At 36.3% G+C, this 25,721-nt stretch carries 32 protein-coding genes; 3 read left to right on the top strand and 29 right to left on the bottom strand.

What is annotated here, in order from left to right; all coding sequences use genetic code 11:
* Positions 1-203 precede the first annotated feature (203 nt).
* The 5 genes from AC3RV6_RS05635 to AC3RV6_RS05615 form a co-directional block, all read right to left on the bottom strand.
* Positions 204-674 (bottom strand): hypothetical protein, encoded by a 471-nt coding sequence (locus tag AC3RV6_RS05635; protein WP_489748482.1) that lies wholly within the window; start codon positions 672-674, stop codon positions 204-206.
* A 1-nt stretch (position 675) separates the two neighbouring features.
* Positions 676-1,950, bottom strand: coding sequence for a replicative DNA helicase (locus tag AC3RV6_RS05630; RefSeq protein ID WP_489748481.1), 1,275 nt, complete (start codon positions 1,948-1,950; stop codon positions 676-678).
* A gap of 3 nt (positions 1,951-1,953) precedes the next feature.
* Positions 1,954-2,730 (bottom strand): conserved phage C-terminal domain-containing protein, encoded by a 777-nt coding sequence (locus AC3RV6_RS05625; RefSeq protein WP_489748480.1) that lies wholly within the window; start codon positions 2,728-2,730, stop codon positions 1,954-1,956.
* A gap of 368 nt (positions 2,731-3,098) precedes the next feature.
* Positions 3,099-3,341, bottom strand: a complete 243-nt coding sequence (locus tag AC3RV6_RS05620) for a hypothetical protein (protein WP_489748479.1) — start codon at positions 3,339-3,341, stop codon at positions 3,099-3,101.
* A 77-nt stretch (positions 3,342-3,418) separates the two neighbouring features.
* Entirely contained in the window at positions 3,419-3,838 is a 420-nt protein-coding gene (locus tag AC3RV6_RS05615) for a hypothetical protein (protein ID WP_489748478.1), read from the bottom strand.
* Between the two features lie 285 nt (positions 3,839-4,123).
* Between AC3RV6_RS05615 and AC3RV6_RS05610 the strand changes: the two genes are divergently transcribed.
* Positions 4,124-4,465, top strand: coding sequence for a thioredoxin family protein (locus tag AC3RV6_RS05610; RefSeq protein ID WP_489748477.1), 342 nt, complete (start codon positions 4,124-4,126; stop codon positions 4,463-4,465).
* A gap of 519 nt (positions 4,466-4,984) precedes the next feature.
* On the opposite strand, the gene AC3RV6_RS05605 is transcribed toward AC3RV6_RS05610, so the two are convergent.
* From AC3RV6_RS05605 to AC3RV6_RS05545, 13 genes are all read right to left on the bottom strand, one after another.
* Positions 4,985-5,581 (bottom strand): hypothetical protein, encoded by a 597-nt coding sequence (locus AC3RV6_RS05605; protein WP_489745754.1) that lies wholly within the window; start codon positions 5,579-5,581, stop codon positions 4,985-4,987.
* Between the two features lie 165 nt (positions 5,582-5,746).
* Positions 5,747-6,178: a hypothetical protein gene (locus AC3RV6_RS05600; protein ID WP_489748476.1), complete on the bottom strand. Its 432-nt coding sequence runs from the start codon at positions 6,176-6,178 to the stop codon at positions 5,747-5,749.
* Between the two features lie 191 nt (positions 6,179-6,369).
* On the bottom strand, positions 6,370-6,543 hold the full coding sequence (locus AC3RV6_RS05595; protein ID WP_489748475.1) for a hypothetical protein: 174 nt from the start codon (positions 6,541-6,543) through the stop codon (positions 6,370-6,372).
* 22 nt (positions 6,544-6,565) lie between these two features.
* Entirely contained in the window at positions 6,566-6,829 is a 264-nt protein-coding gene (locus AC3RV6_RS05590) for a YesK family protein (protein WP_489748474.1), read from the bottom strand.
* A gap of 274 nt (positions 6,830-7,103) precedes the next feature.
* Positions 7,104-7,748: a hypothetical protein gene (locus AC3RV6_RS05585; RefSeq protein WP_489748473.1), complete on the bottom strand. Its 645-nt coding sequence runs from the start codon at positions 7,746-7,748 to the stop codon at positions 7,104-7,106.
* A gap of 142 nt (positions 7,749-7,890) precedes the next feature.
* On the bottom strand, positions 7,891-8,544 hold the full coding sequence (locus AC3RV6_RS05580) for an alpha/beta hydrolase (RefSeq protein ID WP_489748472.1): 654 nt from the start codon (positions 8,542-8,544) through the stop codon (positions 7,891-7,893).
* Between the two features lie 92 nt (positions 8,545-8,636).
* Complete coding sequence (locus AC3RV6_RS05575; protein WP_489748471.1) at positions 8,637-8,930, bottom strand: hypothetical protein; 294 nt, start codon at positions 8,928-8,930, stop codon at positions 8,637-8,639.
* A gap of 74 nt (positions 8,931-9,004) precedes the next feature.
* A complete protein-coding gene (locus tag AC3RV6_RS05570) occupies positions 9,005-9,250 on the bottom strand; it encodes a cold-shock protein (RefSeq protein ID WP_489748470.1) in 246 nt (81 codons plus the stop codon).
* 83 nt (positions 9,251-9,333) lie between these two features.
* A complete protein-coding gene (locus tag AC3RV6_RS05565; RefSeq protein WP_489748469.1) occupies positions 9,334-9,777 on the bottom strand; it encodes a hypothetical protein in 444 nt (147 codons plus the stop codon).
* Between the two features lie 100 nt (positions 9,778-9,877).
* Entirely contained in the window at positions 9,878-10,174 is a 297-nt protein-coding gene (locus AC3RV6_RS05560; RefSeq protein ID WP_489748468.1) for a TIGR04104 family putative zinc finger protein, read from the bottom strand.
* A 106-nt stretch (positions 10,175-10,280) separates the two neighbouring features.
* The gene (locus AC3RV6_RS05555) at positions 10,281-10,550 is read right to left on the bottom strand and encodes a hypothetical protein (RefSeq protein ID WP_489748467.1); all 270 of its coding nucleotides are present in this window, start codon (positions 10,548-10,550) and stop codon (positions 10,281-10,283) included.
* A gap of 437 nt (positions 10,551-10,987) precedes the next feature.
* Positions 10,988-11,206: a DUF3953 domain-containing protein gene (locus tag AC3RV6_RS05550; protein ID WP_489749194.1), complete on the bottom strand. Its 219-nt coding sequence runs from the start codon at positions 11,204-11,206 to the stop codon at positions 10,988-10,990.
* Between the two features lie 411 nt (positions 11,207-11,617).
* Positions 11,618-11,806 carry a hypothetical protein gene (locus AC3RV6_RS05545; protein WP_489748466.1) on the bottom strand — a complete coding sequence of 63 codons (189 nt, stop codon included), beginning with the start codon at positions 11,804-11,806 and terminating at the stop codon, positions 11,618-11,620.
* Between the two features lie 702 nt (positions 11,807-12,508).
* On the opposite strand from AC3RV6_RS05545, the gene AC3RV6_RS05540 reads away from it, so the two are divergent.
* Positions 12,509-12,835 (top strand): nucleoside triphosphate pyrophosphohydrolase, encoded by a 327-nt coding sequence (locus tag AC3RV6_RS05540; protein ID WP_489748465.1) that lies wholly within the window; start codon positions 12,509-12,511, stop codon positions 12,833-12,835.
* Positions 12,828-15,269, top strand: coding sequence for a DEAD/DEAH box helicase family protein (locus AC3RV6_RS05535; RefSeq protein ID WP_489748464.1), 2,442 nt, complete (start codon positions 12,828-12,830; stop codon positions 15,267-15,269). Before AC3RV6_RS05540 ends, AC3RV6_RS05535 begins: the two co-directional genes overlap by 8 nt.
* A 166-nt stretch (positions 15,270-15,435) precedes the next feature.
* Here AC3RV6_RS05535 and AC3RV6_RS05530 read toward each other — a convergent pair whose 3' ends face one another.
* The 11 genes from AC3RV6_RS05530 to AC3RV6_RS05480 all read right to left on the bottom strand — a co-directional run bounded on the left by AC3RV6_RS05530 (position 15,436) and on the right by AC3RV6_RS05480 (position 25,543).
* Positions 15,436-16,098, bottom strand: a complete 663-nt coding sequence (locus AC3RV6_RS05530) for a DUF1643 domain-containing protein (RefSeq protein WP_489748463.1) — start codon at positions 16,096-16,098, stop codon at positions 15,436-15,438.
* 252 nt (positions 16,099-16,350) lie between these two features.
* Positions 16,351-16,995, bottom strand: a complete 645-nt coding sequence (locus AC3RV6_RS05525) for a vWA domain-containing protein (protein WP_489748462.1) — start codon at positions 16,993-16,995, stop codon at positions 16,351-16,353.
* 101 nt (positions 16,996-17,096) lie between these two features.
* Positions 17,097-18,128 carry a macro domain-containing protein gene (locus AC3RV6_RS05520; protein WP_489748461.1) on the bottom strand — a complete coding sequence of 344 codons (1,032 nt, stop codon included), beginning with the start codon at positions 18,126-18,128 and terminating at the stop codon, positions 17,097-17,099.
* A gap of 245 nt (positions 18,129-18,373) precedes the next feature.
* Positions 18,374-19,597, bottom strand: coding sequence for a NupC/NupG family nucleoside CNT transporter (locus tag AC3RV6_RS05515; RefSeq protein ID WP_489748460.1), 1,224 nt, complete (start codon positions 19,595-19,597; stop codon positions 18,374-18,376).
* Positions 19,598-19,753: 156 nt separating this feature from the next.
* Positions 19,754-20,572 carry a purine-nucleoside phosphorylase gene (locus tag AC3RV6_RS05510; RefSeq protein WP_489748459.1) on the bottom strand — a complete coding sequence of 273 codons (819 nt, stop codon included), beginning with the start codon at positions 20,570-20,572 and terminating at the stop codon, positions 19,754-19,756.
* Between the two features lie 110 nt (positions 20,573-20,682).
* Complete coding sequence (locus tag AC3RV6_RS05505) at positions 20,683-21,252, bottom strand: TetR/AcrR family transcriptional regulator (protein ID WP_489748458.1); 570 nt, start codon at positions 21,250-21,252, stop codon at positions 20,683-20,685.
* Positions 21,253-21,827: 575 nt separating this feature from the next.
* Positions 21,828-22,850: an Rpn family recombination-promoting nuclease/putative transposase gene (locus AC3RV6_RS05500; protein WP_489748457.1), complete on the bottom strand. Its 1,023-nt coding sequence runs from the start codon at positions 22,848-22,850 to the stop codon at positions 21,828-21,830.
* Between the two features lie 102 nt (positions 22,851-22,952).
* On the bottom strand, positions 22,953-23,126 hold the full coding sequence (locus AC3RV6_RS05495) for a hypothetical protein (protein WP_489748456.1): 174 nt from the start codon (positions 23,124-23,126) through the stop codon (positions 22,953-22,955).
* A 49-nt stretch (positions 23,127-23,175) separates the two neighbouring features.
* A complete protein-coding gene (locus tag AC3RV6_RS05490; protein WP_489748455.1) occupies positions 23,176-23,802 on the bottom strand; it encodes a hypothetical protein in 627 nt (208 codons plus the stop codon).
* Positions 23,803-23,831: 29 nt separating this feature from the next.
* A complete protein-coding gene (locus AC3RV6_RS05485) occupies positions 23,832-24,476 on the bottom strand; it encodes a hypothetical protein (protein ID WP_489748454.1) in 645 nt (214 codons plus the stop codon).
* A gap of 77 nt (positions 24,477-24,553) precedes the next feature.
* On the bottom strand, positions 24,554-25,543 hold the full coding sequence (locus AC3RV6_RS05480; protein WP_489748453.1) for a helix-turn-helix transcriptional regulator: 990 nt from the start codon (positions 25,541-25,543) through the stop codon (positions 24,554-24,556).
* Positions 25,544-25,721 lie beyond the last annotated feature (178 nt).

Raw genomic sequence — 25,721 nt, 5'->3', positions numbered from 1 at the left:
AATTAAATATCCAAACTCAAAACGCCTATGGAAATATCAAATTTCCATAGGCGCTTTGTATATTTTTTTTGATAACTTCTTTTTTTTAATTAGTTAAAGAAAGCCAATTTCACCGTAAAACCGGTGCAGCACACTATTCTAAACTTGGTGTTGCACCTGGCGTTTATATATTACTCCAAAAGTATGTTTAATTCCAGAAACTTCTAACCGCCGACCATTCGATACAACAAATTCTCCCCAGCCCTTGCATGTCCCAAATAATATGGAAATGAGACAACTTTTTTACGATGAAAATACAAAATTTCTGCATCTTTCTTATCATCCAACTGAAAGACCTTTCTAAGTAAATTCGGTGCGTTTACGAGTCGTTTGGGTCTTTCTTTAAAAAGTTCTTGGTGGAGTACGTAGGCTTCCAATACATTTTCGCAGTAGTAAAAAGCGAATACTTTTGATACCGTTGTTTCGGCTACAAACAGTTTAATTTTTCCTATTTTCAGTACATTTTGTTCAATCATTCTGTTAATAGCTTCGTTGTTATAGTCGATGTTGTCCAGAATTTTGGAGTCTTCCTCGGCTTTCGCTTTGCCTGTAGAAATCGCCCAGAAAACCCTGTGAGAAAGGTCTTTCATATCAGTTTCAATCGCTAAATGAAGAATTTCTTGTACTGTGATCATCTTAGGTCATCCTTTCTTTTTGCCAATCGATATTATGAAGAATCCCTGTTTCTTTCATGTAACAGACCGTTGCAGTTCCAGTTGGTCCGTTTCTGTGCTTTGCCACATTCATTTCCAACATATTTGGACTATCTGTTTGTTTGTCGTAATAATCGTCTCGGTATAAAAAAATGATGACATCCGCATCTTGCTCAATATTACCCGAGTCGCGTAAATCGCTCATCATCGGCCTTTTATTGTCCCGAGATTCAACGCCGCGGTTAAGTTGGGAAAGACAAACGACAGGACAGTCAAATTCTTTTGCCATTTGTTTTAAATCATTGCTAATTTGGCCGACGATATCTGTTCGGTTTTGATGTAAATAATCGCCGCGAACAATTTGTAAGTAATCTACAAAAATAATCGGTTTTAACAACGGTTCAGTGTTAATAATCTTTCTTGCTGTCGCACGCATTTCGAATACTTTTAGCCCTGCACGGTCATCGATATGAATATTCGCATCGTCTAATCTGCCAAGTGTCGGCATCCAGTTCATCTTTTGTTTCTCCGTGAAGTGCGAATAAGGATTGCGCATGCGAAGTCGGTTATAGCCGCCCGTTACAGCAATTAACCTATCAATCATTGACGTTCTGCTCATTTCAAGCGAGAAAATAATCGGCCTATAACCAGCAAATCCCGCCTGTAACGCAAAATGATTCAACGTATCAGTTTTCCCCATCGACGGCCGTGCCGCAATGATCGTTAATTCAGCAGGCTGGAAACCATCAAGCAGTTTATCCAAATCATTTAAACCTGTCGGGACACCAGGCATATGTTGCATCGGCTCGTAAGGTCTTTCACCCATCTTCATCAAATCTGATTGAATACTTGTTTCCTGGCCTGTACTTCCGTTCTTAACCAAGTCCTCGAAAGATTTTTGTATCGCATCGATTTCCCAATCCTCTTCTCTTGCTTGAATAAGAATTTTGTTTTTTTCTCGGTTTTTCCACGCATCCAACAAAATAGCCACATAACTATCAAACTTCGTCGCACTTTGGAAATTCGTTAACTCTGCCAAGTAATTAGCGCCGCCAAGTGCAGTTGGTTCCATCATCGTCAGCACAGTTACAAAGTCAACTGGACGCTTTTTTGAGAGTAAATCTTGCATACACTGAAAAATATTTTTATGAATATGACTGGTGAAAAAGTCCAACCGCACGCCACTATCAACAATTAAATAATTTTCTGCCAACATCGTACCCAATACGCTTTTTTCAATCTGCTCATGACGTTCCATAGGTTAATCTTCCCCCTTGCTGAAGTCTAGTTCGAACGGTTTTGCTGAACTGTTCTTCCATGATTTTTCTTCTCTCGACTCTTCCAAATAGTTTTCAAAATTCGTCGCATTGAACAAGGTAGAAGGCCTTAAAAACTTATGCCAATGAGAATCATTCAGCCAATCTTTTACTTTCAAATCAATAACCTTTTTGAAATCATTGAGCTTGTAACCTTCACGATACCGCGCTTTCACCAAACGCTCTGTTGCTTTTGATGATGCTTTAAATTCTTTCTTCACTTTTTTATTTAAATAATCAACCACAGACATAACGTCGAGATCCTCCTCGACAGGTTTTTTTTTAATACTCTTAACTTCTTTGGTTATTGCTAGGGGCAAATTGCCTTCAGTAGAGAGTGCAAACTGCACTTCCTCTTCAGCTGAATTTGCTTCCGTCGAAGATGCATTTTGCAGCGTCTGGCCTTGCAACATCGAATAGTCAATCCGGTACCACTTTGTCTTGTCCATTTTCATCCGATTATAAGAAGCTGTTGAAACGATAAAACCACTAATTTCCAACTTGCGAATTGTTCTTTTAATCGTATCGACAGACCAAAACGGAAACTCTTCTTTTTTCCACTCTTCATACGTCTTGTAAACCCATTTATGTCCATCACGAACATTTTGAGAAATGAGCGTTCTAAAATGAAGTTGTTGCAGCAAAATAGCTTCATTCAACCCAACCTTTAGCGCCAAAGACGGAATGATTTGAAGCGGTGACTCATTAATTAATAATTTCATTTCAAAACTCCTTTCCGTAAAGTTCATTTAAATACATGCCCCATTCGCTGTAGGTGTTTTTGACGCAAGCATGACTGCTTGTGCATAGACGAACGGGACCTTTCACTAGCTATATAGACGCCACTATCGGAAAAGGATACATTTTGGAAAATATCGCAGAATTAGTGCTTGTACGAGTAACTATCTTTCTGCACCTATTCGTTTATTATCAACCGTCTATCAGACCGATTTTTTAGACACAAAAAAACGCCAACTCTTTTTTAGGAAGTTGAACGCTTTTTAATTATCGGCAGATTAAAAACGGTGCCTGCACACTATTCTAAATTCAATGTTGCACAGCTATCTGGAATTTAATAGCAAAGCTACATTCAGCTTTCTGGAGCCTTGTAGCCCGATTTTCTTTTGTCTTTAAAATTCAAAAAGGCTCCATATCCAAAGGCTACTACTAATCCACTCCAGAAAATTATAGGTGAAGAGAATAAATCCTGTTCCATTAACAAGTAAGAAAAATAGTTAATAGCCGATACCAGCATATACGTGTAAAAACCTAGTATAACTGCCCTTTTCCAATTCAATGATTCTTTTTTGTTCATAGTTTTAAAAAGTTTCATTTACCTTCCTCAATTCTATGATCTGGCCCGATTAAGGCACTATCCTTATTCAACAACTGCCCCCGTTTGAGGAAATGTTAATTTATTCTTTTTAAACCAGCTTCATTTATCGAATCACCAATGATTTCAAAAAAGTATTCCTTGTTTGTTGCTAATTCAAGTGTTATTTCTTTCAATGGTATCTTTTGTTCCATTTCATTTATCAATGTAAACTTAAATGTTTTTTTGCCATCTAAGTTAAAGTCTTCCTGATCAATATATTCTTTACTAAGTGTGTCTCCTTTTCGAATTTCAGAGCCATCAGCATAACTTACACCGCCTGTGATTTCACCATCAGTACTGAATTCTATCGAATAAAAATCAAAATTAGCGTTGTTTTTTATGTGAATAACCATACTATTCTCATTTGGTTTTATTAGAGCACTAGTATTATTTGTACAAGCAGATAAAAACAAAACTACCGAAAATAAAATTGATAAAAGTAACGGTTTCTTCATAAATCTCCCCTCCTATAACATAGGACTATGCTTTTACAGTTTAGTTACAACATTATTCAAACAATTTGGCCCGATTGAGGCACAGTCCATATTCAACAACTGCCCCGGATGGTCGTAAAGTCGGATTACATTTCACCTTCTTCAACACACTGCGAACTGTACCGAATGAACAAGAGAATGGACGCCTTTGACATAAAGGGTTTTACTATCTATAAAACTTTGGTAAATTGAATATTAAGAGAAATAGCATATAGCTATTCTTTTCTATTCTAAGGAGGAATTTTAATGTCCCATGTATTAGAAGTTACAAAAGAAGATTTTATAAAAGAAGTTATAGAATGTAAATTACCTGTATTCGTTGATTTCTATACAGATGAGTGTGGCCCATGCCAAGCATTCGAACCTGTCCTTGAAGACGTCGCTAAAGAGTTGGAAGGCAAAATCAAGTTTGTAAAGCACTGGGTAACGCTTGAGGATTTCGAAGCAAAATCAAATCCAGTTCAACTTAAATATGACATCTCAGGTTTCCCATCCCTGTACTTATTCAATAAAGGCGAAGTCGTTAAAACATATATCGGATATATGAATCGCCAAGACTTCCTAGATTTCTTGGAAGAAGTTCTTTAATAGGATTTGAACCAACACGGTTTTCATGTTCATTCATGGAGACCGTGTTTTTTGGTTGTCTTTTTGAATTTCTATTTAATTTAATCAGTACATTCAAATGGATTGCTATGCCTATCACATTTTTAAATTTGAATTATAATCCATCTCAACACAGCAATATTCTTCATATATGATAGCAATAGGTAAGCTTTTGTTGTTATCTCCAGCTTTTCCCCTGCTCCGCACGGAACGTGCCAGTTTCCAAGCATTTCGCGCTCCATCTAGCGATGGTTTTAGTCATTATAAGTTTCAAGTTACTCTTCTTAAGGTGGGTTATTTAATGTATTCTAATTCACACTTCCCACGATATTTGTTGATTTTTTCCAACATCGGTTTGTTGAGACCCAAAAGTTTTAATGAGTGTATTAATCTTAATGATGTCGGTCATATGAATTAATTTGTGTACCTCTTTTGAAGGATACGTAAATTATTTATAAAGGCAGCCGATACTTACACAATCGCACCCGATAGTTAAACTTCTTATAAATGAATTACAAACTCTATACCCGTTGGCTTCTCCTTAAAATGGTCACTATATTCTTTGACAACTAACTCCAGTCCTGAAAAATCGTCAGGTAATGGTGGAGAAACAATATAGCTGTATTTGAAATAGCCTGTGGATCCGCTTCCACCATCTTGCCGACAATCATACTGTGCTCCTAAAGATAATTCAAAATCACCCTGCTCATGCATGTGCGGTGAATCATTTATACCATCCCAATCGACATTAAGATTTATAACGCTCGCATTCTCATACTGCCGTATAAAGGTGATCGAATATAAACGCTCATCTATTTCAACAGATTTTAAAACAGGGATATGCTTTCTAAATCCAGTCGGTTCAACACGAGGTCTAAAAAGTTCTTCCATTCTTAGCGTCCCGAAAAAGGAACTTAAATAATCTTCATATAGATCGTACTTTGTAGCCCACTTAGAGATAGCATCTTCAGATGGAAACCCGGGATTATCGTTTGAGAGATCCTTACGTTGTTTTAATAAAGCACAAATTTGTTCGTCTATAGGGTAAAGTTGTTCATCATAATGGCTCGTTGGACGTTCAAACGGCGTTTGCTTCATTTTATCCCCTCCTCAATTTTATATCTGAACTACAATTTTAATTATTATAACATCAACAGAAAACGCTAGTCTTTTCAAGCTCATTTCTTAAACAAAGTGGCCCGTTAATGGCATAAAATTTGTGTCACAATCGCCCCCGATTCTGGGATAACCAGGCTTTGAATCTTACTGGTTACTGCTTTCTTTAATTAACTTATCTATATATTCATAATCTATACTGCCTTCGACTACATGATAAAAAAAAGGGTCTTTTCGAATCGTGTCATTTGAACTGATAATGAAATTATTCCAACCATTTGCTTCTTTTCCACTCGTTAAATATATTGTCGTTTTAAAAGAGTAGCCCAAGTAGCCAATGGATACTTTCCCTTTTTTCAACTTAACTGTATTCAGATTTTTTATAATATAATCTATGTCATTTTTTTCTGTGATATTTAACAATGAGCCAGTATTACCATCAAATATGCTGATTTCTGATACTTCATCCGAATTTAATTTTAATAACTTTAGTGGACTGTTATACCAAACCACTCCAAAGATTAATACCACAATAATAACCAACGAGAAAATCAGAGGTTTCTTTTTTATGATATTCACCCAAACCTTTCTCCTCCGAATAGTAGTTTAAATCAGCTTCAGATTAGTGCTAAATCGTGCAAAAGCTTTATTTTCTACACAATCTGGCCCGTTAATGGCATAAAATTTATGCAACAATCGCACCCTTTTGTTTAAGAGAGTATTGGTATAAATAGAACGTGAAGAAAAATGTCTGCTGATATTAATCTGTATTAATGACCCATATTATCGTTGTTACCGTTAAGTGGTTCTACTACTTCTCCATCTTTATCTATTACAATACTGTCGTTTTCCTTATTAGCCTCGGTCAAAGAACCATAATAAGTAAAAACACCAAAAGTAATGATAGCTACCGTTGTTAATACTATAGAAATTCTTTTTTTCATAAAGTAGTCATCTCCCTACATATTATTTTTGTATTCGATTCTTCTTAAAATACTTAATCAAGTTAAATATTATAACGGCTATAACTGTGCAAGGGATTATACAAATAAGAATAAAAGTGCCAATAAAGATATACCCTGCCCCACCCCAACCATCAATTAATGCACCAATACAAATGATTCCTATACTTAGCAAAAGTAACCCAACAAAACTTAAAATAAAGTACTTGTCATATTTAGTTCTTATAAAAAGCATTAAGGCAATTACTAATAAGAATGCCACACCCAAAATAATATAAATATATATCCAAACCGCTTCCTTTCCACATCTCTTCTATTTCGATTAATTCCAAATCCTTTTAGTACCAGATGAAAAGCATACTTTAAATAACGTATCCTGCCAGTTAACACATTAAGAAAAACCATAACGTTGTCACACTGAAGATTCTCATTAATTAAGACGGAACGAGATAGTAAATAGTTACATAACTACAACAATCTGGCCCGTTAATGGCATAAAATTTATGCAACAATCGCACCCGATTGCAGGAAAATCACTTCTTCTAAAACTCTTTTCTCCATTCATCGTCCTCTAAAATTTCACCACTTTCAGCAATATAGGCTGCAATCACAGAACCATGTTGCAATTTATCCTCATTTTTTAGAAATGATACAAATTCGTTAAGAACTTTCTCATCGTCAGCATTTTCTTTCCTAGGAATTGTCAAACGAATAGTTGGTTCAACATCGAAATCTTTATAACTTTTGGGATCGTTCGGATCAATACCTAACTTTTTACCAACCTTGTCTTCAAATATAACGTAGACATCAGTTTTTCCATCAAGATTCTTATGGAGGAAAGGTTTTATTTCACTTTCCAATTCCTTAGCCCATTTTTCAGCAATGTACGTATCCACCATGGTGTTTGTTTTATCATCATAATAAATTAAAAAACGTGTCTGGTTTTTCTCGTCTTGCACTTTTGCAGCATATTCAAATTCGAAGTTCCCCATATTATCATATAATGCATCATAGACTTCAAAGTTCTCATTAAAATTATCCTTTAAATATTGCTCAGCTTGGATTTTCACGGCATCTTCTTTTTCTTTGTCTGGCTTCATACCCTGAAAAAAAGAAAATACAAGTATAGCTATTCCTAATATAATCACTCCTACAACAATAAGTGTTACTTTTAAAATTTTATTCACAAATTCCCCTCTTCCCCTATTAAATTCCCCATAAAAACGAAAGATTTTCATTAAAGTATTTGGCCCTTTAACTGAAAAAACAGGAAATCCTTATGCCAGAATTGCACCCGATAACGACATAACCTGGATCCAGACCCTAATATTAATCGGTACTCTTTATCCCGACAATTTCTTGAAGGTGTTCCATTACTTTTGACAAAGCCAAAATTGAGTTTGTTGTTTCAAATGTTCCAACATCTAGGCTGTGATTGGCATTTCGGACAATTTCAACCTTTAAATTCGTCAAATCAAATTGCTCAATTTGATTTGACTTGTAATGATGGTCCTTATCGCCGATAATCAGGAGCCCCCGGTGTTTATTATTTAAAATTGAATCAAATATCGCATCAAACTTTAACAGCGGGGTAAGTAGAATCATCTTTGACCTTAGAAATTCCTTTCTTTTCATTAGATCGTTCGCGATAGGTATCGTTCCGAGAGACTTTCCTAGAAAAATAATTTCATTGTATTGATTATTTTTAAAAACATCAAAAATAACGGGGTTAACATCATTCATTATTGTCTTTGTAATTTCCTTAAGAGGTTTTTCAAATAAATGCTCGCCATAGGAATAATGAATGTGAACAACATCAATTTTGTTTTGAAGCATTATCATAGTTGCATAATAAAAAAGGGGCTTATCGTAATTGTATCCCGCACCAGAAAACATAAAGCAAATCGTCTTGGAACCTGTTTCTATATGTGTGTAACTAATTGTTTTACTGTTTGTTGGTATTTCCTTTTTGTTTACAAACATTATTTCCCTCCCAAAAACATAAAAAGTATTTCCTCAATTAAATGGCCCGATTTAAGAACAAACCTTATGCGACAACTGCGCCCGTTTCTGGACTAGGAATTAAATAACCCTTGCTCTTTCCATAGATCAAAATACTTTTGATATCCCATTTCTTCAGTGGTCATTGTATGTTGCGTTTCCTCCAATTTAAAAGTATGAGTACCAGTCAAGGCTTCATATGTTGGATTCTCTTTTACATCTTCAAAAAGTGCTTCGAATGTAATAATATCCACTTCTGTTGTTCCATTTTCGTTAGTTTCGAGGTGAATAAAAACATCATCTTCTTGGTCTATATGCCTTATAAACAACAAACCTGCTTTATATAGAGATGAATATAATTGATTCATTTTCCCCCTCCACTTCTAATGAAATTTCAGTAAGATCTATTCAAGTAAAGCACCCATTTGTTATGAAGAACTTTTTAGTCCGTGATAATGATTACATTTTCTGCTACTTGCTTTTGGTCAGTAGAATTCGGGTTTTCAATTAAATCAAAAGATACTTTTTGACCTTGTTTAAGGTATCTGAATTCATTCGGAAATGTTTCTGTATTAGGTGAAATCGAACTGAAGTGAACAAAAACGTGATTTCCATCCTCACCGTCAAGCATAATACGACCATAACCCTTATCTTCTTTAAACCACTTAACAATTCCCTCTCGTTTCATATCTGTCCGACCTCCAATTTTCGCCCGTTTACGTGATCTGGACACAATCGTTTACACTGCAATCGCGCCCATAAGCTGAAGAACTAATCTGATACACCGTAAAATTTGTAACCATCCACAATTTGAGGAAATTCTTGGTTAGTTACTTCTAACCAACTGGTTTCCACTATGGTATCGTTATTTGCATTTATTTCTGCAACAGTTTTATTTGATTCCCTTGTAACAAAGTAAAGATTTGCTTCCTTTATTACTCCTAAATGTTCTTTAGAATAATACTTTACAGCTTCTAATGATGCTTTCGATTCAACGCCCACATCAAATTCTGCATCATCATTACTCCATGTTTCAGAATTGGGAAGCATTTTAATTTCAATGTTTAATTCTCCATCCGCAAAATCAACAACAGAAAAGTCATAAAAGTTTTTACTTTTTTCTTTTAAGTAAACTTGTATTTTTTCTTCTTCGCTTTGGGTACAAGCAGATAACATTAAAGTTAATGTTAACAGGAACAAAACATACTTTTTCATCGCTAAACCTCACATCCTTTAACATTAGATAATGGCCCTATTGCAGTATCGGGGCATTTGCTTATAAAACAAACGCACCCAATAATTGAAATACATTATTTCACAAATATTTTTTATAAGTAACAAAAAATGGCGTTAACAAAGAACCAATAATTAAAATAAGGATTGCCATTGCAAATGTCACAATAAGATTATTAAAAGGCGAGAGAAAATTGCCAAAGATTAGCATTGGTACAATAGTCAAAAAAACGAAAATAATCCTACCGGGAATTGTTATCTTATGCACCGTGCCACATTCGCCGCATTTAATAGATTTATAAGTCCACAAAAACGATTTATAGATTTTACTCCAGCTAAATTGTGCATTACAGTTGTGACATTTTTGAATGAATAGCACCCCCTATCACTATTTGTCCTACCCAATAAAATGGCCAGTTTGCTAAAAGAGCAATAAAAACTATTAAATGTGTATTTCAATTTCATTCTCACTTCCCTTTACTAATTCATTCATTTTCACAAACATACTGTCTCAAAGCCCATACAAAAACACCTTTTTCATTATCAAAATCACTGGAATCACTAAAATGCCTTGCTTCCCCACAGTTCTGGCAAATCGCTATATCGTGTGCATATAAACAACCGATTCCGGGTTTTTCAACATTAATATACAGTTCATATGGAATAAACACCTCATGTGAACAACCTCTGCAGATCATCGGCTGACCGAAGACGGTAATCCTACTTTTGACTTCCTGTAAATTACTTATGGTCATTTGTCTATCACTTCCACATAGACAAGACTCGGCACATGTTTTTGCAGCATTGTATCAAAGACTTCCTTTTCTTGAAACATGCGATTATCCCCTCAGGATGTGCAGGTTAAGGATTGTAATGTCAGTTGTTCCGTCACCGTATCTCCTAAAGGTCTTAAATCCATATACACTTCACGATGTCGAAATTGATTGTGTTGACAAAACAAACAAGCGAGCTGCTCACCAAGTACTTTTACTACGTAAATTTCCCCTTCTTCTAACCATTTGAACACCTCTTGTTTTTAATGATTTATTTTAAATAACAATTACTATCGTTAAACTTTTTTATCTTCTGATTCAAGATAATTACAGCACTATTCACTTTCTTCATTGTCAGATGTCTTATTTAATTCTTTGGCCCTATTGAAGCACAAACCTTAAGCGACAACACCGGCTATCTAATTAATGAAAATGTAAATCGAAATCGACAGTACAAATGCTGATGCAATAAATGAAATAACGGCATTTTTCTTTCCCTTCCGCTTCAATTCAGATATACCAGTGAATAATATCATAGCCCCAACAAGTAACAACATGTAAGGAGAAAAACTATTTATGCCAGTAATAAGAGCCCAAATTGCAACCAAAACTACAAAGAAGAAAAGAACGCTCCTCATAATTCTCACCAAAAATCCCTCCAAAAAACGTGACATAAACGTTCTTTAATAAACTAAGCAACTATATGGAGCCATTAAAATATTGATGCAATTGCACCCAATTACTTAATAACTCTATCAACTAATCTTTTGATATGTCTTTTTTATTATTTCTATTTCTTCCTTGAGTTTCTCATTTTCTTTCTTAACTCTTGCTACATCGGCTATGGTAAATAATAAGCTCGCCAATGTCAGATATACCACAATTGTAGTTATAGATAGAGACATAAATTGGTTCCTCCCTTGTATTTCATCTACTAAATTACCTGGCCAGACGATTCAATAAAGGACATATTTTTATTCTGGATAAGCAACCTTTTCTTGAATAAGTTACTACCAATTTTAATAATCGTGTGTCTAATAAGGCTATCTTTATTTATGCGAATTCGTACTTTTAATTAATTTTCTCTTGAAAAGGTATTCGATTACTGATATCCCTATTAAAGCTATCGGGAAAACTATCAGATAAAAATAAAGACTTTTTTCTATACCAATTACATCAGGCAAATAAAGAATGAGAACCATCCAAATAAACATCGCGAGTATCTTCATTATCGTCATTTTAATCTCCCCTGCTCTTTGGCCCGTTTAATGAATAAGCAATTTAATACTTTCCGTTGCTTGGAGTGCAGGTGCCGACTCCGGGAGGATCAGCGTGAGCCTTGAGACCCTGGACGAAGCGTAGCGAAGGAAGGTTAGAGCTGCCTTAATTTCTGCAAAACCACAGAAATACGGCAAAGCGAACCCTTCGCTGTTCACTTGGCTCAAGCCACGCCCTCCGGAAAGCGCGCAACGGAACGGAAAGCAACAGTTTATCTACATTGTGTTGGCCTGATTGCTGAACAATCCCAGCCCTACTTTTGATACGTTAATAAGGTGTGAAAGGTTTCATTTTTCCGAAGTTTATGAATTCATGGAACTATGTTTTGACCAACTTATTTCACCCTTTCAATTACTTTTCTACAGATATCCATAAAAACTCCTGAAAATTTGCCTCTTATGGAGTTTATTAAATATAAAAAAACTATGCGATGCTAATAGACTCTTTATTTCAACTTTTGTAACACTCAATTGAACGGGTATATTTTTTTCGAGTTGGCGCTTTTTAATTGCAAGTAGATGACTTACATTCTTGCTCATATTATTCAATATTTTTTACAGAATCTTACGTTCTGCTAATAGCACTGATAATATAATACTTTCTCTGCCCGCCAAACAACATGATACAATTAACTATAAGATTCAGACAAGGAGATGTTCACCATGCCAATCTACTATAAACTTATACGCGATCGCATTCCAGAAATTATCGAAAAATCGGGAAAATCATTAACGTCCCGCATATTAGCTGATGATGAATATCAAGTTGAGATTAATAAAAAAATGCACGAGGAGTTAGCCGAGTATGAAGCAGCTACGATAACCGAAGATGCAATTGAAGAACTTGCGGATTTATTAGAACTCATCCATGCCGCAGCAGCGATTCATGATACGACGATTGAGGAGCTGGAAGAAGTACGTGTAAATAAAGCGAAGAAACGCGGTGGATTTGATGCGCGGATTTTTCTGATTGAAGTAGAAGATGACTGAAACCCGGCTTATTACTTCTAACTTAATTGGCGAAATTAAAGAACTGACACAAAAAGCTGACAACATCTACTGGATTGTCGCGTTTGCGATGGAGTCGGGTGTACGTCTTGTGTTGCCCTATTTAAAAGAAGCAGCCGTCAATGGTGCGGAAATAAAAATACTGATTGGTGATTACTTACATATTACACAGCCTGAGGCATTGGAACTTTTATTCACAGAGCTGCCCGATGCCGAGATTCGTCTTTATGAAAGTCGAGGCGTTTCCTTCCATCCAAAAGCATATTTATTTCGAACTGATCAGAATTCCCATTTAGTTGTTGGATCTTCTAATCTTTCAGCATCTGCCATGAAGAACGGCATCGAATGGAATCTTTACGCACCTTCTACTGTGGATGAAAGGCTCTTTGAAACGGCTGTCTCTGAATTCATGAAACAGTTCCTTTCAGCAAACACGTTGCCACTAAATCGCGAGACACTAATCAATTATAAAGAGGCTTACCGTAAAGCCAATCTTGAAGTACCGTTCAGTAAAGTTTGGACGCACAGTGATGAAATTGAAGTCATGTTCGGGGAAACAGAAGAGCAGGAAACCATTTTTGAAACACCTGCGACATATGCAACAAAACAAGAAATTGTCGAACCAAGGCCTGTCCAACTACTTGCATTAGAAGCACTTAAGCAAACACGTGAAGAAGACTATAACAAAGCCCTTGTTGTCCTCGCAACCGGACTTGGAAAAACGTACCTCGCTGCCTTTTTCGCGCAGGACTATAAAAAAGTATTATTCGTCGCACACCGTGAAGAAATTCTAGAACAAGCAAAAGCTTCTTTCAAACATGTACACCCAGCACGAACAACTGGTATATACAACGGCTTTTCAAAGGAATCAAATGCGGACTTTCTTTTTGCATCCGTCTTCACATTGGCAACAGATTATCATCTCAAAAAGTTTCATCCTGACGAATTCGACCTCATTGTTGTCGATGAATTTCACCATGCAGTAGCACCAACATATGAACGGATTTTAAATTACTTTTCACCTAAATTCCTTCTTGGCATCACCGCAACGCCAGATCGTTTGGACAATAAAGATGTATACAGTATTTGCGATGGCAACGTGGCGATTTCAATTCATTTCCTAGAAGCCATTCGTCAAAATTGGCTCACTCCTTTTATATACTACGGTGTTTTCGATGGAACCGATTATAGTGGTTTACAATGGAGAAATAATTCGTACGACGAAGAGGAATTGTTGCGCTTACAACTAAGGTCTGAATATGCAGATGCTGTTTTAGGTGCCTGGGAACAAGAAAAGCAAACTAGAACAATCGGTTTCTGTTCTTCCGTTAAACAAGCGGTTTATTTAAGTATGCACTTCAATCAAGCAGGCTATAAAACAATCGCATTACACGGGAAATCCGAACGGGATACCAGGCTTAACGCTCGGAAGCGACTTGAAGATGGAGAACTCGATGTCATTTTTACAGTCGATTTATTTAACGAAGGCATAGACATTCCTTCTGTCGATACATTACTCTTTGCACGCCCAACAGAGTCACTTACTGTATTTACACAACAAATCGGACGTGGCTTACGCCTTGCCAACGGAAAATCACATTGCGTCATCATTGACTTAATTGGAAATTACCGCAATGCAGATGTTAAAATGCGCGTCTTTACAGAAGACGGCGAGCTGCCAAAATCCTTGGATGCAGCTACCCTAAACTTGCCCACGAATTGTAATTTCAGGCTGGATCTTGCTGTCGTGAACCTACTGGAAGAAATGAAAAGAAAACGTTCACCACGCAAACAACAATTGGTCGATGCATATTCAAAACTAAAAACACATCTCGGTGTACGTCCTACCTACTTGGAATTTCATTTAAAAGCAGATGTCGATTCTAGATCCGTAAAACAAGAATTCGGCTCCTATCCGGGTCTGCTTGCGTATGCGAAAGAATTAAGCGACATTGAGTTAGACGTCTTCGAAAAACATAAAAAGTGGATTCAAGAAGCAACTGGGACAGGCATGACCAAAAGTTATAAGATGGTTGTATTAAGCTACATGCTGTCAAGAGGACAAAATAAATGGCTTAATCCCGTCACACCAGAGCAAATCGCACCTTATTTCCATCAGTATTTAACGGAAAAAGACTATCGAATACGCACAGATTTCTCTGATAAACAAGGACAAGAATTGCGAACTTATAACGAGAAGAAAATCACTTCCCTTCTCACACGCATGCCATTGTCCAAATGGTCTGGTTCGTCAAAAGGGTTGATTTCATTTCAAGATAATGTCTTTATGATTCATGTGATGCCATTGCCAGAGCATGAGGAGATTCTTTATCGGTGGACTAGGGAGATTTGTGAGTATAGATTGCATGCTTATTTTGAGCGGAAATCAGGGGTTGGTGGGCGAAGTTTGAATTGATGGAGCCTAGCATAAAAATTATTAACATAAATGCTCAAAACAGAAGACCTTCGCTAATGTAAGCAAAGGTCTTCTGTTTAGTTTTCAACGCAATTTTTCTATTTTCACAATTAGTGACTGCTATTTAATGTCTACATAATTTATCAGAACTATGTCAAAGTTTCTCTCAATCTGCCTTGTCTAGAATTCTATTCATATTTTTAAGCCATTCTATACGCATTTTAATAAGCGCGGGTCTAGGGTGAAGGGAGTATGGATGAGTTTGATGCGGAATACCGGATATTTCCAGTTCTCTATTAAAGAACGACAAAGCATCTTCCATCTTTTTTCTTTTTACTGGATGCACACCCCAGCCGATAATAATCTTAGTCTCCTCACTTAGAAGAGTGTTTATTTGTTTTTTACGGTCAGGAGAAAAAATACTATGTGCATCATTTTCCTTTTCCCTAAACATCTCCAATTTGGTCTTAAATTTAGGTATATTTCCAGCTCTCAAGTCTGATAGATTAATAATATATATCATATCCCAACCTCTGCACTCCATTAACCTCATTAGCTGATGCTGGGTTTGATCAGACTTAGCCGCTACCATTGGAATCTTTCTTAGATCTTCATTATATTGTGGAATAGAATATTCATTATCTGTGGGAAGACAAGATCCTGGATTCACCATCACAATTAATGCATTAGCAACATCCGTCTCTATACCTTGCCTGCAAATCTTTGCTAACCCACGACAAGTATAACTTTCTCCATCCAAATCAATTCGATAAAAAGCACCAACAGTATAAAATTTCTTATCTAAAACACCAGCCGACAGAAACACCATTTCCCCATCCCCTTTCTAAAAAGCTCGTACATTCACCCACATGACTTAGTCAGCAACAAAATTTCAGGTACCTGTGCGCGAAAAAAATTAGTTAATTCACTACAATTGTATAATAATAGGATGAAAATCAGACAAATTGGCGAATGTCTGATTTTCTTGTATCACTATTAAAGTGTGCAAATTGTTTTTCTTTGTGTAACGCACAGGTACCCCAAAACATACCATCCACAAGATCATTCCACTCCCACGCCATCACTTCCGTCGCTCAAAATCCTTTTCAATCTCTTCCTTCCAAACACTATTTACTTTCCCATGCTCTCGAAAAGAGGAAACTGCCTCACTAAGCACTTGAAAATTCACTTGAGTCCCTTCGCTATCTGCATGATAATCTACAGCATAATCCTTATCAATACCAAATTTTGCAGCCGTGGAAACAGCGTCAATATTTGCACCAAGAAAGATAAATGACCAATCATTTGTAGCTTTTTGTTTTGTAATCATTGCTTTTACTTTCTTATAACTATATTCTTCACTCGAATTTTCGAAACCATCTGTCGTAATAACAAAGAGTACGTTCCCAGCACGTTCTTCTTCACTCGCTCTTCTTTGTTCGTTATCAACCTTTTGAATCGTGTGACCTATTGCATCGAGAAGTGCAGTTGTACCGCCAACCTCATATTCCCCTCTCGTAATTGGCGCAATTTCTTTACTATTAATCCGGTCGTGTAGCAAATCATAATCGTGATTAAATAACACAGTCGTGACCCGCGCTTCTCCGTCTTCCTTTTTTTGTTTCTGGAGCATTGCGTTATAGCCACCAATCGTATCATCCTCAAGACCAGACATTGAACCACTCTTATCCAATATAAACACTAATTCAGTTACATTGTTTTTCATCTTCGAAATCCTCCTTTATTTCAAAACCGGTGTCATCGGTTTTGTCTATAAACAAAGGATACCAAGTTAAGTAAACAAATAGGTCGCTTTGAAAGCGACATTTAAGCCCCTAATAATATTTGGTCAAAATCAAATAATGCCTCATTAATTTCATGGATATTAAAGTTCTTCTTCTCAATAAAATATTCAATAATAATATCGAACTTACTACTACGGGACAATGCATAACCCGCCTTGGCTAGTAAATCAATCGTTTCGTCCAAATTCAATTCTAGCGCAATCGAAAAGGCAATGACCGTTTTTTTAAGTGGCGTATAATCACTTGTGTTGCGTATTTTAGAAAAAAGTCGGCGATCGATATTTGCCTTTCTATACGTTTCTACGTCAGTCATACCTTTTTCATCAATAAGCCGCAGTAGGCCTTCAGAAAACGATTCGTCTAGCTGGCTTAACACATCTTCTAAACGCCTGCTTTGCTGTTTTTCCATCTGCGGGCTTTCAGAGAAGATCTCTGATTCTAATAAAATATCATAGTTATTCTCGGACACTTCGTCATATTCATGATGCGTATGTCGATTCCGATGAAACTTACTATCTAGTTCCGCTACATAATAATCATCTATATATTCTGATATGGAATTGTATAATTTCTTGCTTATGCCAAGCGCTTTTTTATCATAGACAACTAGGTATACCTGTATGTCATTCATTAGTAAAAAAGTGCTAATCGTAGAAATCGCAATTTGCATAGCTTGTTCCTTTGGATAACCATAAATACCTGAAGAGATAAGTGGAAAGGCAATCGATTTATAGCGATGTCTCACTGCCAACTCCAATGCATTTTTATAACAGCTTTCTAAAAGTATTGCTTCATTAGCCGCCCCGCCGTGCCAGATTGGTCCAACAGCGTGAATAATTTTCTTTGCTTGCAAATCAAATCCATCTGTCATGACAGCCTTACCCACAGCACACTCGCCAATTTCATCACATGCCGCCTGTAACCTTTCTGCACCTGCCATGCTAAAAATTGCCCCGCACACGCCGCCACCTTTACGAAGAGTAGGATTCGCCGCATTGACAATCACATCTACTTCCATCGTAGATATATCATTTCGCACAATCTCTAACGGCATAATATCCAGCCACCTTTCTTGAAAATATCATATTAATATTACACTATCGAATTAAAAAACGTACCTATTCCGAATTCAATGTTGCAATAGGCACGCGAAATTTAAAAGTTAAAAATGGATATGGGATTTTGAAAAAAATAGATTGAAGTTATCGTTCTTTTTCATTAGCTAAGTATTTTCATATAAATTAAAAAGCCTTCTCCTACATTTTAGAAATTGTAGGAAAAGGCTTTGTTTATTAATGATTAAAAAATCATCATTACAATTGCACCATTTAACAAATTCGCTAATGTAGCACCAATCAATGCTTTTACCATTAACTTTTGTATTTCTGTCTTTCTTTTAGGAACAATATTTGAAAGCATAGCTACAATACTTCCTGCTGCCCCGAAGTTTGCAAATCCACTAAGCGCGAAAGTTAAAATGATTAAACTTTTATCGGATATCGTGTCCAATACCGTAGACAAATGAGCAAAGGCTACAAACTCGTTTAATAGAAGCTTTTGAGCTAACAAATTTCCTGCCAACAATGCTTCATCCCATGGTATACCAATTACTAGTGCTATAGGAGCAAATAAATACCCGAAAATAAGTTCAAGACTAAAGTTTTCAAAACCAAAGAGTGAACCTCCCCAGCCCATTATCCCATTTATTAAAGCCATTAAACCGATGAATGCCATCAACATTAGACCAACATTCACAGCAAAAGATAAACCTTCTCTAGAACTTACAAAAATAACGTCAATAATATTCGTATCTTCTTTTTTTACATCGTCATCAGCGATTTGTTTCCACTCATCTGGGTTTAATGCTTCTGTTTCAGGAATTATAAGTTTAGCAATCATAATTCCTGCCGGTGCCGACATTAGAGCTGCTGAAAGGAGATACTCCATAGGAATTCCCATTGCAGCTAAACCAATCATGACAGCTCCAGAGACAGAAGCTAATCCACCGACCATTACTGAGTATAATTGTGATCTAGTCATACCAGCAATATATGGTTTTACGACTAATGGTGCTTGCGTATTTCCGACAAAGATATTTGCCGCTGCCGCTGCAGATTCTGAATAGGATGTTTGCATAACCTTTGAGATAAATCCACCGATAATCCTTACAAAATATTGCATAACACCATAGTGATATAAAATAGCGATTAAAACAGTTAAAAATATAATCATTCCAAGTACATTGACCGCAAAGACAGCTACATCTCCGCCTCTATCCGCTAATGGACCAAATACAAATGCAAGACCTGCATGTCCATAATTAATTATCCCCGTGATACCATTAGATACAAATTCTAATGCTTCTTTTCCCAGACTCCACTTTAAAACTATGAAGCCAAATATTACTTGCAAAATAAAACCAATTGAAACTGTTCTAAGATTAATACGCTTTTTGTTTTCCGATAATAAAAATGCAATTAAGACAATTACACTACAACCAAACAAACCCCAAAGAATATTCATTAAGTCACATCGTTTCTTCCTGATTTTTTTAAAAACATACAGTTATAATGGCGCTTTATGTATTGAACGAAAAAGATCATACTTAGTTTTTTACAATGATTTGTGAACTATAATCAGTGAAACTAGGTATGATCATTCTTTTACGTTTAAAACTTATTAAATTTCTTGTAATATTCCTTTGATTAAGCTGACAAACATATCACGTGATTTTGCAGCAACTTCAATCACTTCTTCGTGACTTAATGGCTGATCTAAAATACCGCAAGCCATATTCGTTAAACAAGATACGCCTAACACTTTAAGTCCCGCGTGGACAGCGACAGTTGCTTCTGGAACCGTAGACATACCAATTGCATCTCCACCTAGAATTCGAATCATGCGGATTTCTGCTGGTGTTTCATAAACAGGACCACTCCACCATCCGTATACGCCTTCACGTAAAGTAATGTTCTTTTTCTTAGCAACTGATTGTGCCACAGCACGCAATTCTTTATTATAAACTTCAGATACATCTGGGAAACGTGGTCCTAATTCGTCATTATTTTTACCGATTAATGGGTTAGATCCCACTAAGTTAATATGATCAGTAATTAACATTAACTCACCCGGGGTAAAATCTGTATTAACAGCGCCACAAGCATTTGTGATAATTAGCTTTTCAATACCTAATGCCTTTAATACACGAACTGGGAAAGTTACTTCTTTTAAAGTGTAACCTTCATAATAATGGTAGCGACCTTTCATTGCCGCAACGATATTACCTTCTAATTCACCAATCACGAGTTCATTGGCATGACCGACAGCATCAGATTTCGAGAAAAATGGGATATCTTCGTAAGGAATACTTACACCATTTTTAATTTCATCTGCAAGACTTCCTAAACCAGAGCCTAGAATGATACCAATATTCGGGATGTCTTTAATTTTACTGCGTACATATGCTGCTGCTTCTTCGATTTCATTTGTATTAATCATGTTCATTCTCCTTTTAATTCATTTTATTTTTCTAATTAACTTAAATCCCTCTGGCATTTAACAGTAATAAATAACAGTAAATATAGACCGGTCTACATAATAAATAAAAATTACTTCCTTAATAAAGACGGGATTAGTTCTGCCATTGTCCTTAAGGACGTTGTCTCATTACTAGCTAATGACATAACGAGTGCCCCTTGAATCATTACATTAATAATCATTCCTAATTCAAATGCTTTATTTTCATCATAGCCATTTGATATTAGTTTGTCCGCAAACTCCACACGCCACGCTTCAAAAACTTCTCGACAAGCTTCCCTAAGGCCTTCACTACTTGATGAGGTTTCTAAAACTAATGCTGCAATTGGTACGCCTTTAAAATAATTATCTTCCTCAAAACGATTCGCACTATCAATAACAAATTGTTTAATCGCTTCGATTGGATCATCATAAAGTGCTAATCGTTCCTTAATGAAAACGGATACATTACTTTTCGTCCAGTTAACAGCTTCAATTGCAAGTTGTTCTTTCCCTTTAGGAAAATGATAATAAATAGATCCCTTTGGTGAGCCACTTTTCTTTATAATATCGCTGAGACCTGTTCCTACATATCCATTCTTTTGCAGTAATAATGCAGTTGCTTTAATCATTTTTTCTTTTGTGTCATTTTTATTAGTCATTTAAACACTCCATCAATAAATTATAGCAAACGGTCTACATAAACAGAGTATAACAATTAATACCTTTCGTCAATTATCTGTTTAATAATTTCTTAGACATTTTTTATTTAAATAATCAACTACTGACACAACGTCGAAATCTTTCTCGACATATATATTCTTAATACTCTTAATCTTTCTGGTTATTGCTAAGGGCAAATTGCCCTGTGTAGTCGGTGCAATTTGCATACCCGCTTCAGTTGATTTTGCTTTACTTGACGGTGCATTTTGCAATGTCTGGCCGTGCAAAGTTGAATAATCAATTCAGTACTATTTGGTCTTGTAAACCCATGTATACCCATCCAAAATATTATGAAAAATTAAAAAACTTACCTATTCCGAATTCAATGTTGCATAGGCACGTGAAATTTTTTTGAATTATTTATCACCAGGGTACCAAAGTGACTGGTATCCCGTGGTCAGTAGAGCAACAACAGTAAAAGACCCTCGCAGATTTTACACAAAGGTCTCTGATTATTATTTCTGCATTGAGTTCAGGTTAATTTCACAAGGCGTTACCCGACATGACTATACAACTAGATTTGTTTATTGATTGCCAGGACTTGCTCTTCAGTTAACCCCGTTGCCAAAATGACAGATTCAATATCCATTCCCACACTTAAAAGGTGGCGGGCAATTTTCGGCTTTTCTGATTGCTTCGCTTCTTTAACTGCTATTTTTGCTGCGGCGTTGGCTTCTTTGGCAGCAATCTTGGCGTATTTGGCGTCTTTGGCTGCTTCCTCCGCTGCTTCCTCCGCTTCTTCTATCCGAAGTTGTGCTTCTCGTACTGTGGCCTCTTCATCAAAAATACGTTTCATACGGCCTTCATAGGCAATCATTTGTTCGGCTGTTCCACTAAGCGCTTCCCAGTTTTCAAACGCTTCATGTAAAGTTTCATCTTTCATCGCAATGACCTCCAATTCTTTATAAATATCTTCATAGATTTTTCCATTTCGGCGGTCAACCATCCCAAGCATTAACAACCATCTAGCAAGTACGTCATTCTGTGGGTCTAACTTATCTGCTTGCCAATCGCGAATGAGTTTAGTCATTTCTATGAAATGGATCTCCATCACGTCAGTCAACTTGAATTTCTCCCTATCTTCATATAAATGATAGGTCGTATGAAAACAATCTGTTTGGTCTAGTAAATCAAAATTCAAAATATTAATCGCGATAACCGGATTCAATTCTTTGTAACTCATACTTTTTTTAATCGGTGTCCGGTAAACACCCGCCCAGTAATAAATAGATCGTTTTACCATATCGTATTTATTGGAAAACTGTATTTCCACGTTAATTGATTCACCAGCATCCGTCACGGCGAGTATATCCAATCTCGACTGCTTATCCTCTTTATGCTCTCCCCCAGCTTCTGTGTTACTGAACCAAATATTTTTAATTTGAGCACGACCAGTTCGTTGTAAAATTGCATTTAGCAAGACAATAGTAATGTCTTTGTTTTTCTCAATTCCAAATAATTGTTTGAAAGCAAAATCAATTTTAAGGTCCATTAGTTTATCGATTGAAATTGTTCTTAGTAATTTTGTTCGCCTCATTTATCTACCCTACTTTCATTATTATATCATATTTTCTGTTAATTAAGGCGGGAGCCATATGAAAAAGCATAATCCTGAAAATCCCAGGATCACACCTTCACCTTAACTTGCCAATCTTAACCCCAGCAATTTACCCAACTTCAAAAACCCTATCCCCGTAAGAATTGCACATATCGATCCAATTGCGGCTGCAACGCCAATATCGCCGAACATCATTGTTGATAAAATCAGTCCAATTCCGCCAACAATAAGTAAAAGAATGCCAATGATTTTCATGAAAAATTCCCCCTTGTATTTGATGTTAAAGCCGTCACCTTAACTGTACTTAATCTTCCATTTCATCCAAAACATCAGGATAAATAGCTGTACCGATGATTTCTCCTGTGTCAACATCCTTTGTATTTATTGTGACTTTCAATTTTTCTGCGTTTGTTCCGTTGAACGCTTGGTAATACATACCAGACATTGCAAGGCCAAGTGTGGCAAATCCATCAAAACTGCCTTCGAAGGTTTCTTGGTCTACGACTACTGTGAATTCAGAGAAGGACCCATTATGCTCAATGTCTTGAATCGAGGCAAAGTCTTCACCGCTTACTAATTCATCAATATAAGTCGCTAAATTTGTTTTCATTTCACTCATCATTTCTTTATGTTGCGCTTTTGAAACTTTATATGTAACGGAGCCATCCTCGTTTTTCGTTACATTTTTAATGCCATTCTCTTTCGCATCGGCAACAACCTGATTAATGTCTTCCCCTTCCATAAATGTGGATGGAATTGTCACTTCGACATTTAATAAACCTTTATCAACTTCAAGGCTGCCTCCAGTTTCTTCTGTCTTGTTATTTTTTTCATTATCCTTTATTACTTCCTTATCCGTATCATTACTAGCTGAACAAGCTTGTAAAATAAATAAAACGGATAGGAACATCACTAATAACATTTTCTTCATAACTTTCATCTCCACCTTTTAAAATTTAATTATTGTACGTAAAAGAAGACCGGCGAACCTTCACTTGAGTCATAGGAAACTTTAAAGTCATCTCCTATTTTCACTTGATTGGCAATGAAGCCCTCTCCAGTACCGCCATTGTAAAGCTCTTTTGAAAGCTCATTCGGAATGACAACCGAACCCCAGTCATACACTTCTCCTTCATTCGAAACGAAATTAAAATTCATGTTTGAAAAGTACAGACTGTCGTCATCTGTTTCAGATTCTTTCAAAAATCCTTTCGCTTTAATTAATACATATTCAAATCCTTCAGCGGCTGGTTCGTTAAACATATTTTCTTTTTCAATCATTTCCCAAGCTGCTTCCCCACGAACCAATTCCAGCAATGTAATTTCAAGAGCTGATTCATAACTATTAGAACTATCATCATAAATATTTTCCTTTACTGTTATTGTTTCTCCAAAAGGTAAAGGGTTTGATCTTGTACCGACTGGTTTTTCCACAACTACCTCTTCAACTTCCTCTTCCGTAACTTCTACCTCTGTTTCATCAGCAGCTGCAGCATCTACCTCGTTTACCGGCGTAACTTCACGGCTATTTTTCTTATCGATATCACCACATGCCGCAAGGACTAACAACAATAATACACTCCATACCAACATAACTTTTCTCAATTAAATATCCCCCTCTTTCGTCTATGTTTTCATTATAAATGGCCATAAAAAATAACCTTTGCGGATATCCACAAAGGTCATCGGTATTGCGCATACATTTTCTCTGCCTCTTGTTTCATTTGCTGGACAAGTTCTTTGGGATGAAGCACTTTGACATCGCCGCCCCACCGGCATAACCAACGGACAAGGCCTTCGCTCATCACAACTTGTGACTTTAATAAAAATGTTCCGTCCTGTTGATCGATAATATTAGCACCTATTCCAAAGCGATCGATAACGACATTAATTCTACGGGTATGAAATCTAGCTTCCAATGAAATCATTTCACCGCCAAACATATGGAACATCTTGCTTGTGTATGTTTTTAATTCGAAATAAGGATCAGTTACAAATTTCTCTTCTAGTATCCTTACATTACGCATGCGGTCCACGCGGTATTGCCGAATTTCATCTTCTTTAATATAATGAGCAACGAGATAATAGCGGTCATTATTCCAAACAAGCCCAAGTGGTTTAACATAGTATTCGTCTCCATCATGGCTTACGTTAAATTGAAGATCCGTTCCGTACCTTCCATATTGAAAAGCGACAATTCGTTGGTCATGGATTGCTTCATGAAGAAGTTGAACAGTTGAAATGATTGCGACTGCCCCTTGTGATGATTGCTCAGCTACAACTAATTCATTGGTCAACTGTTTGGCCAAACTTCGGCTTGTCAGTTTTCTAATTTTCATAAGCATGCCATTCGTATCTCGCTGTGGAATAAATTTCGCTGCTGAAATGGCATCCATCAATAAGCGGAGTTCATGTATTCCAAAAAGCCTACCATCATAATAATACTTTTTGGGTAACCCATTTTTCTGTTGAACTGCTAAAACTGGAAAAGAAGATGAATTTTCAAGCGCGTGAATATCATCACGAACTGCTCCGATTCCTACCTTTACATGTTCAGGAAAGAAACCGTGAACATCATGAATCGTCAACATTGTTTTTTCATCCGTATATTCTTGTAATATATGTATCACTTCTAACAAACGATTCCTCGCTGTTAATGGTTTATTAGTCATAAAAGTACCTCCCTTTTGGTATTTCCAACAAATAATAGATGAAACACAAACCGACACACATATCTCTAGCCTATCATTTTTAGTACGAACTGACTTACTCAAATGTTTATCCATTTAAAAAAGCTCATGCATTTATTTTATTTTATTTTAAAGTTAAGAGTAAGATCTAAAAGAATTT

Source organism: Sporosarcina sp. So3-204 (assembly GCF_058068165.1).
The sequence above is the reverse complement of the archived record's forward strand: the minus strand, read 5'-3'. Positions and strand labels throughout refer to the sequence as shown.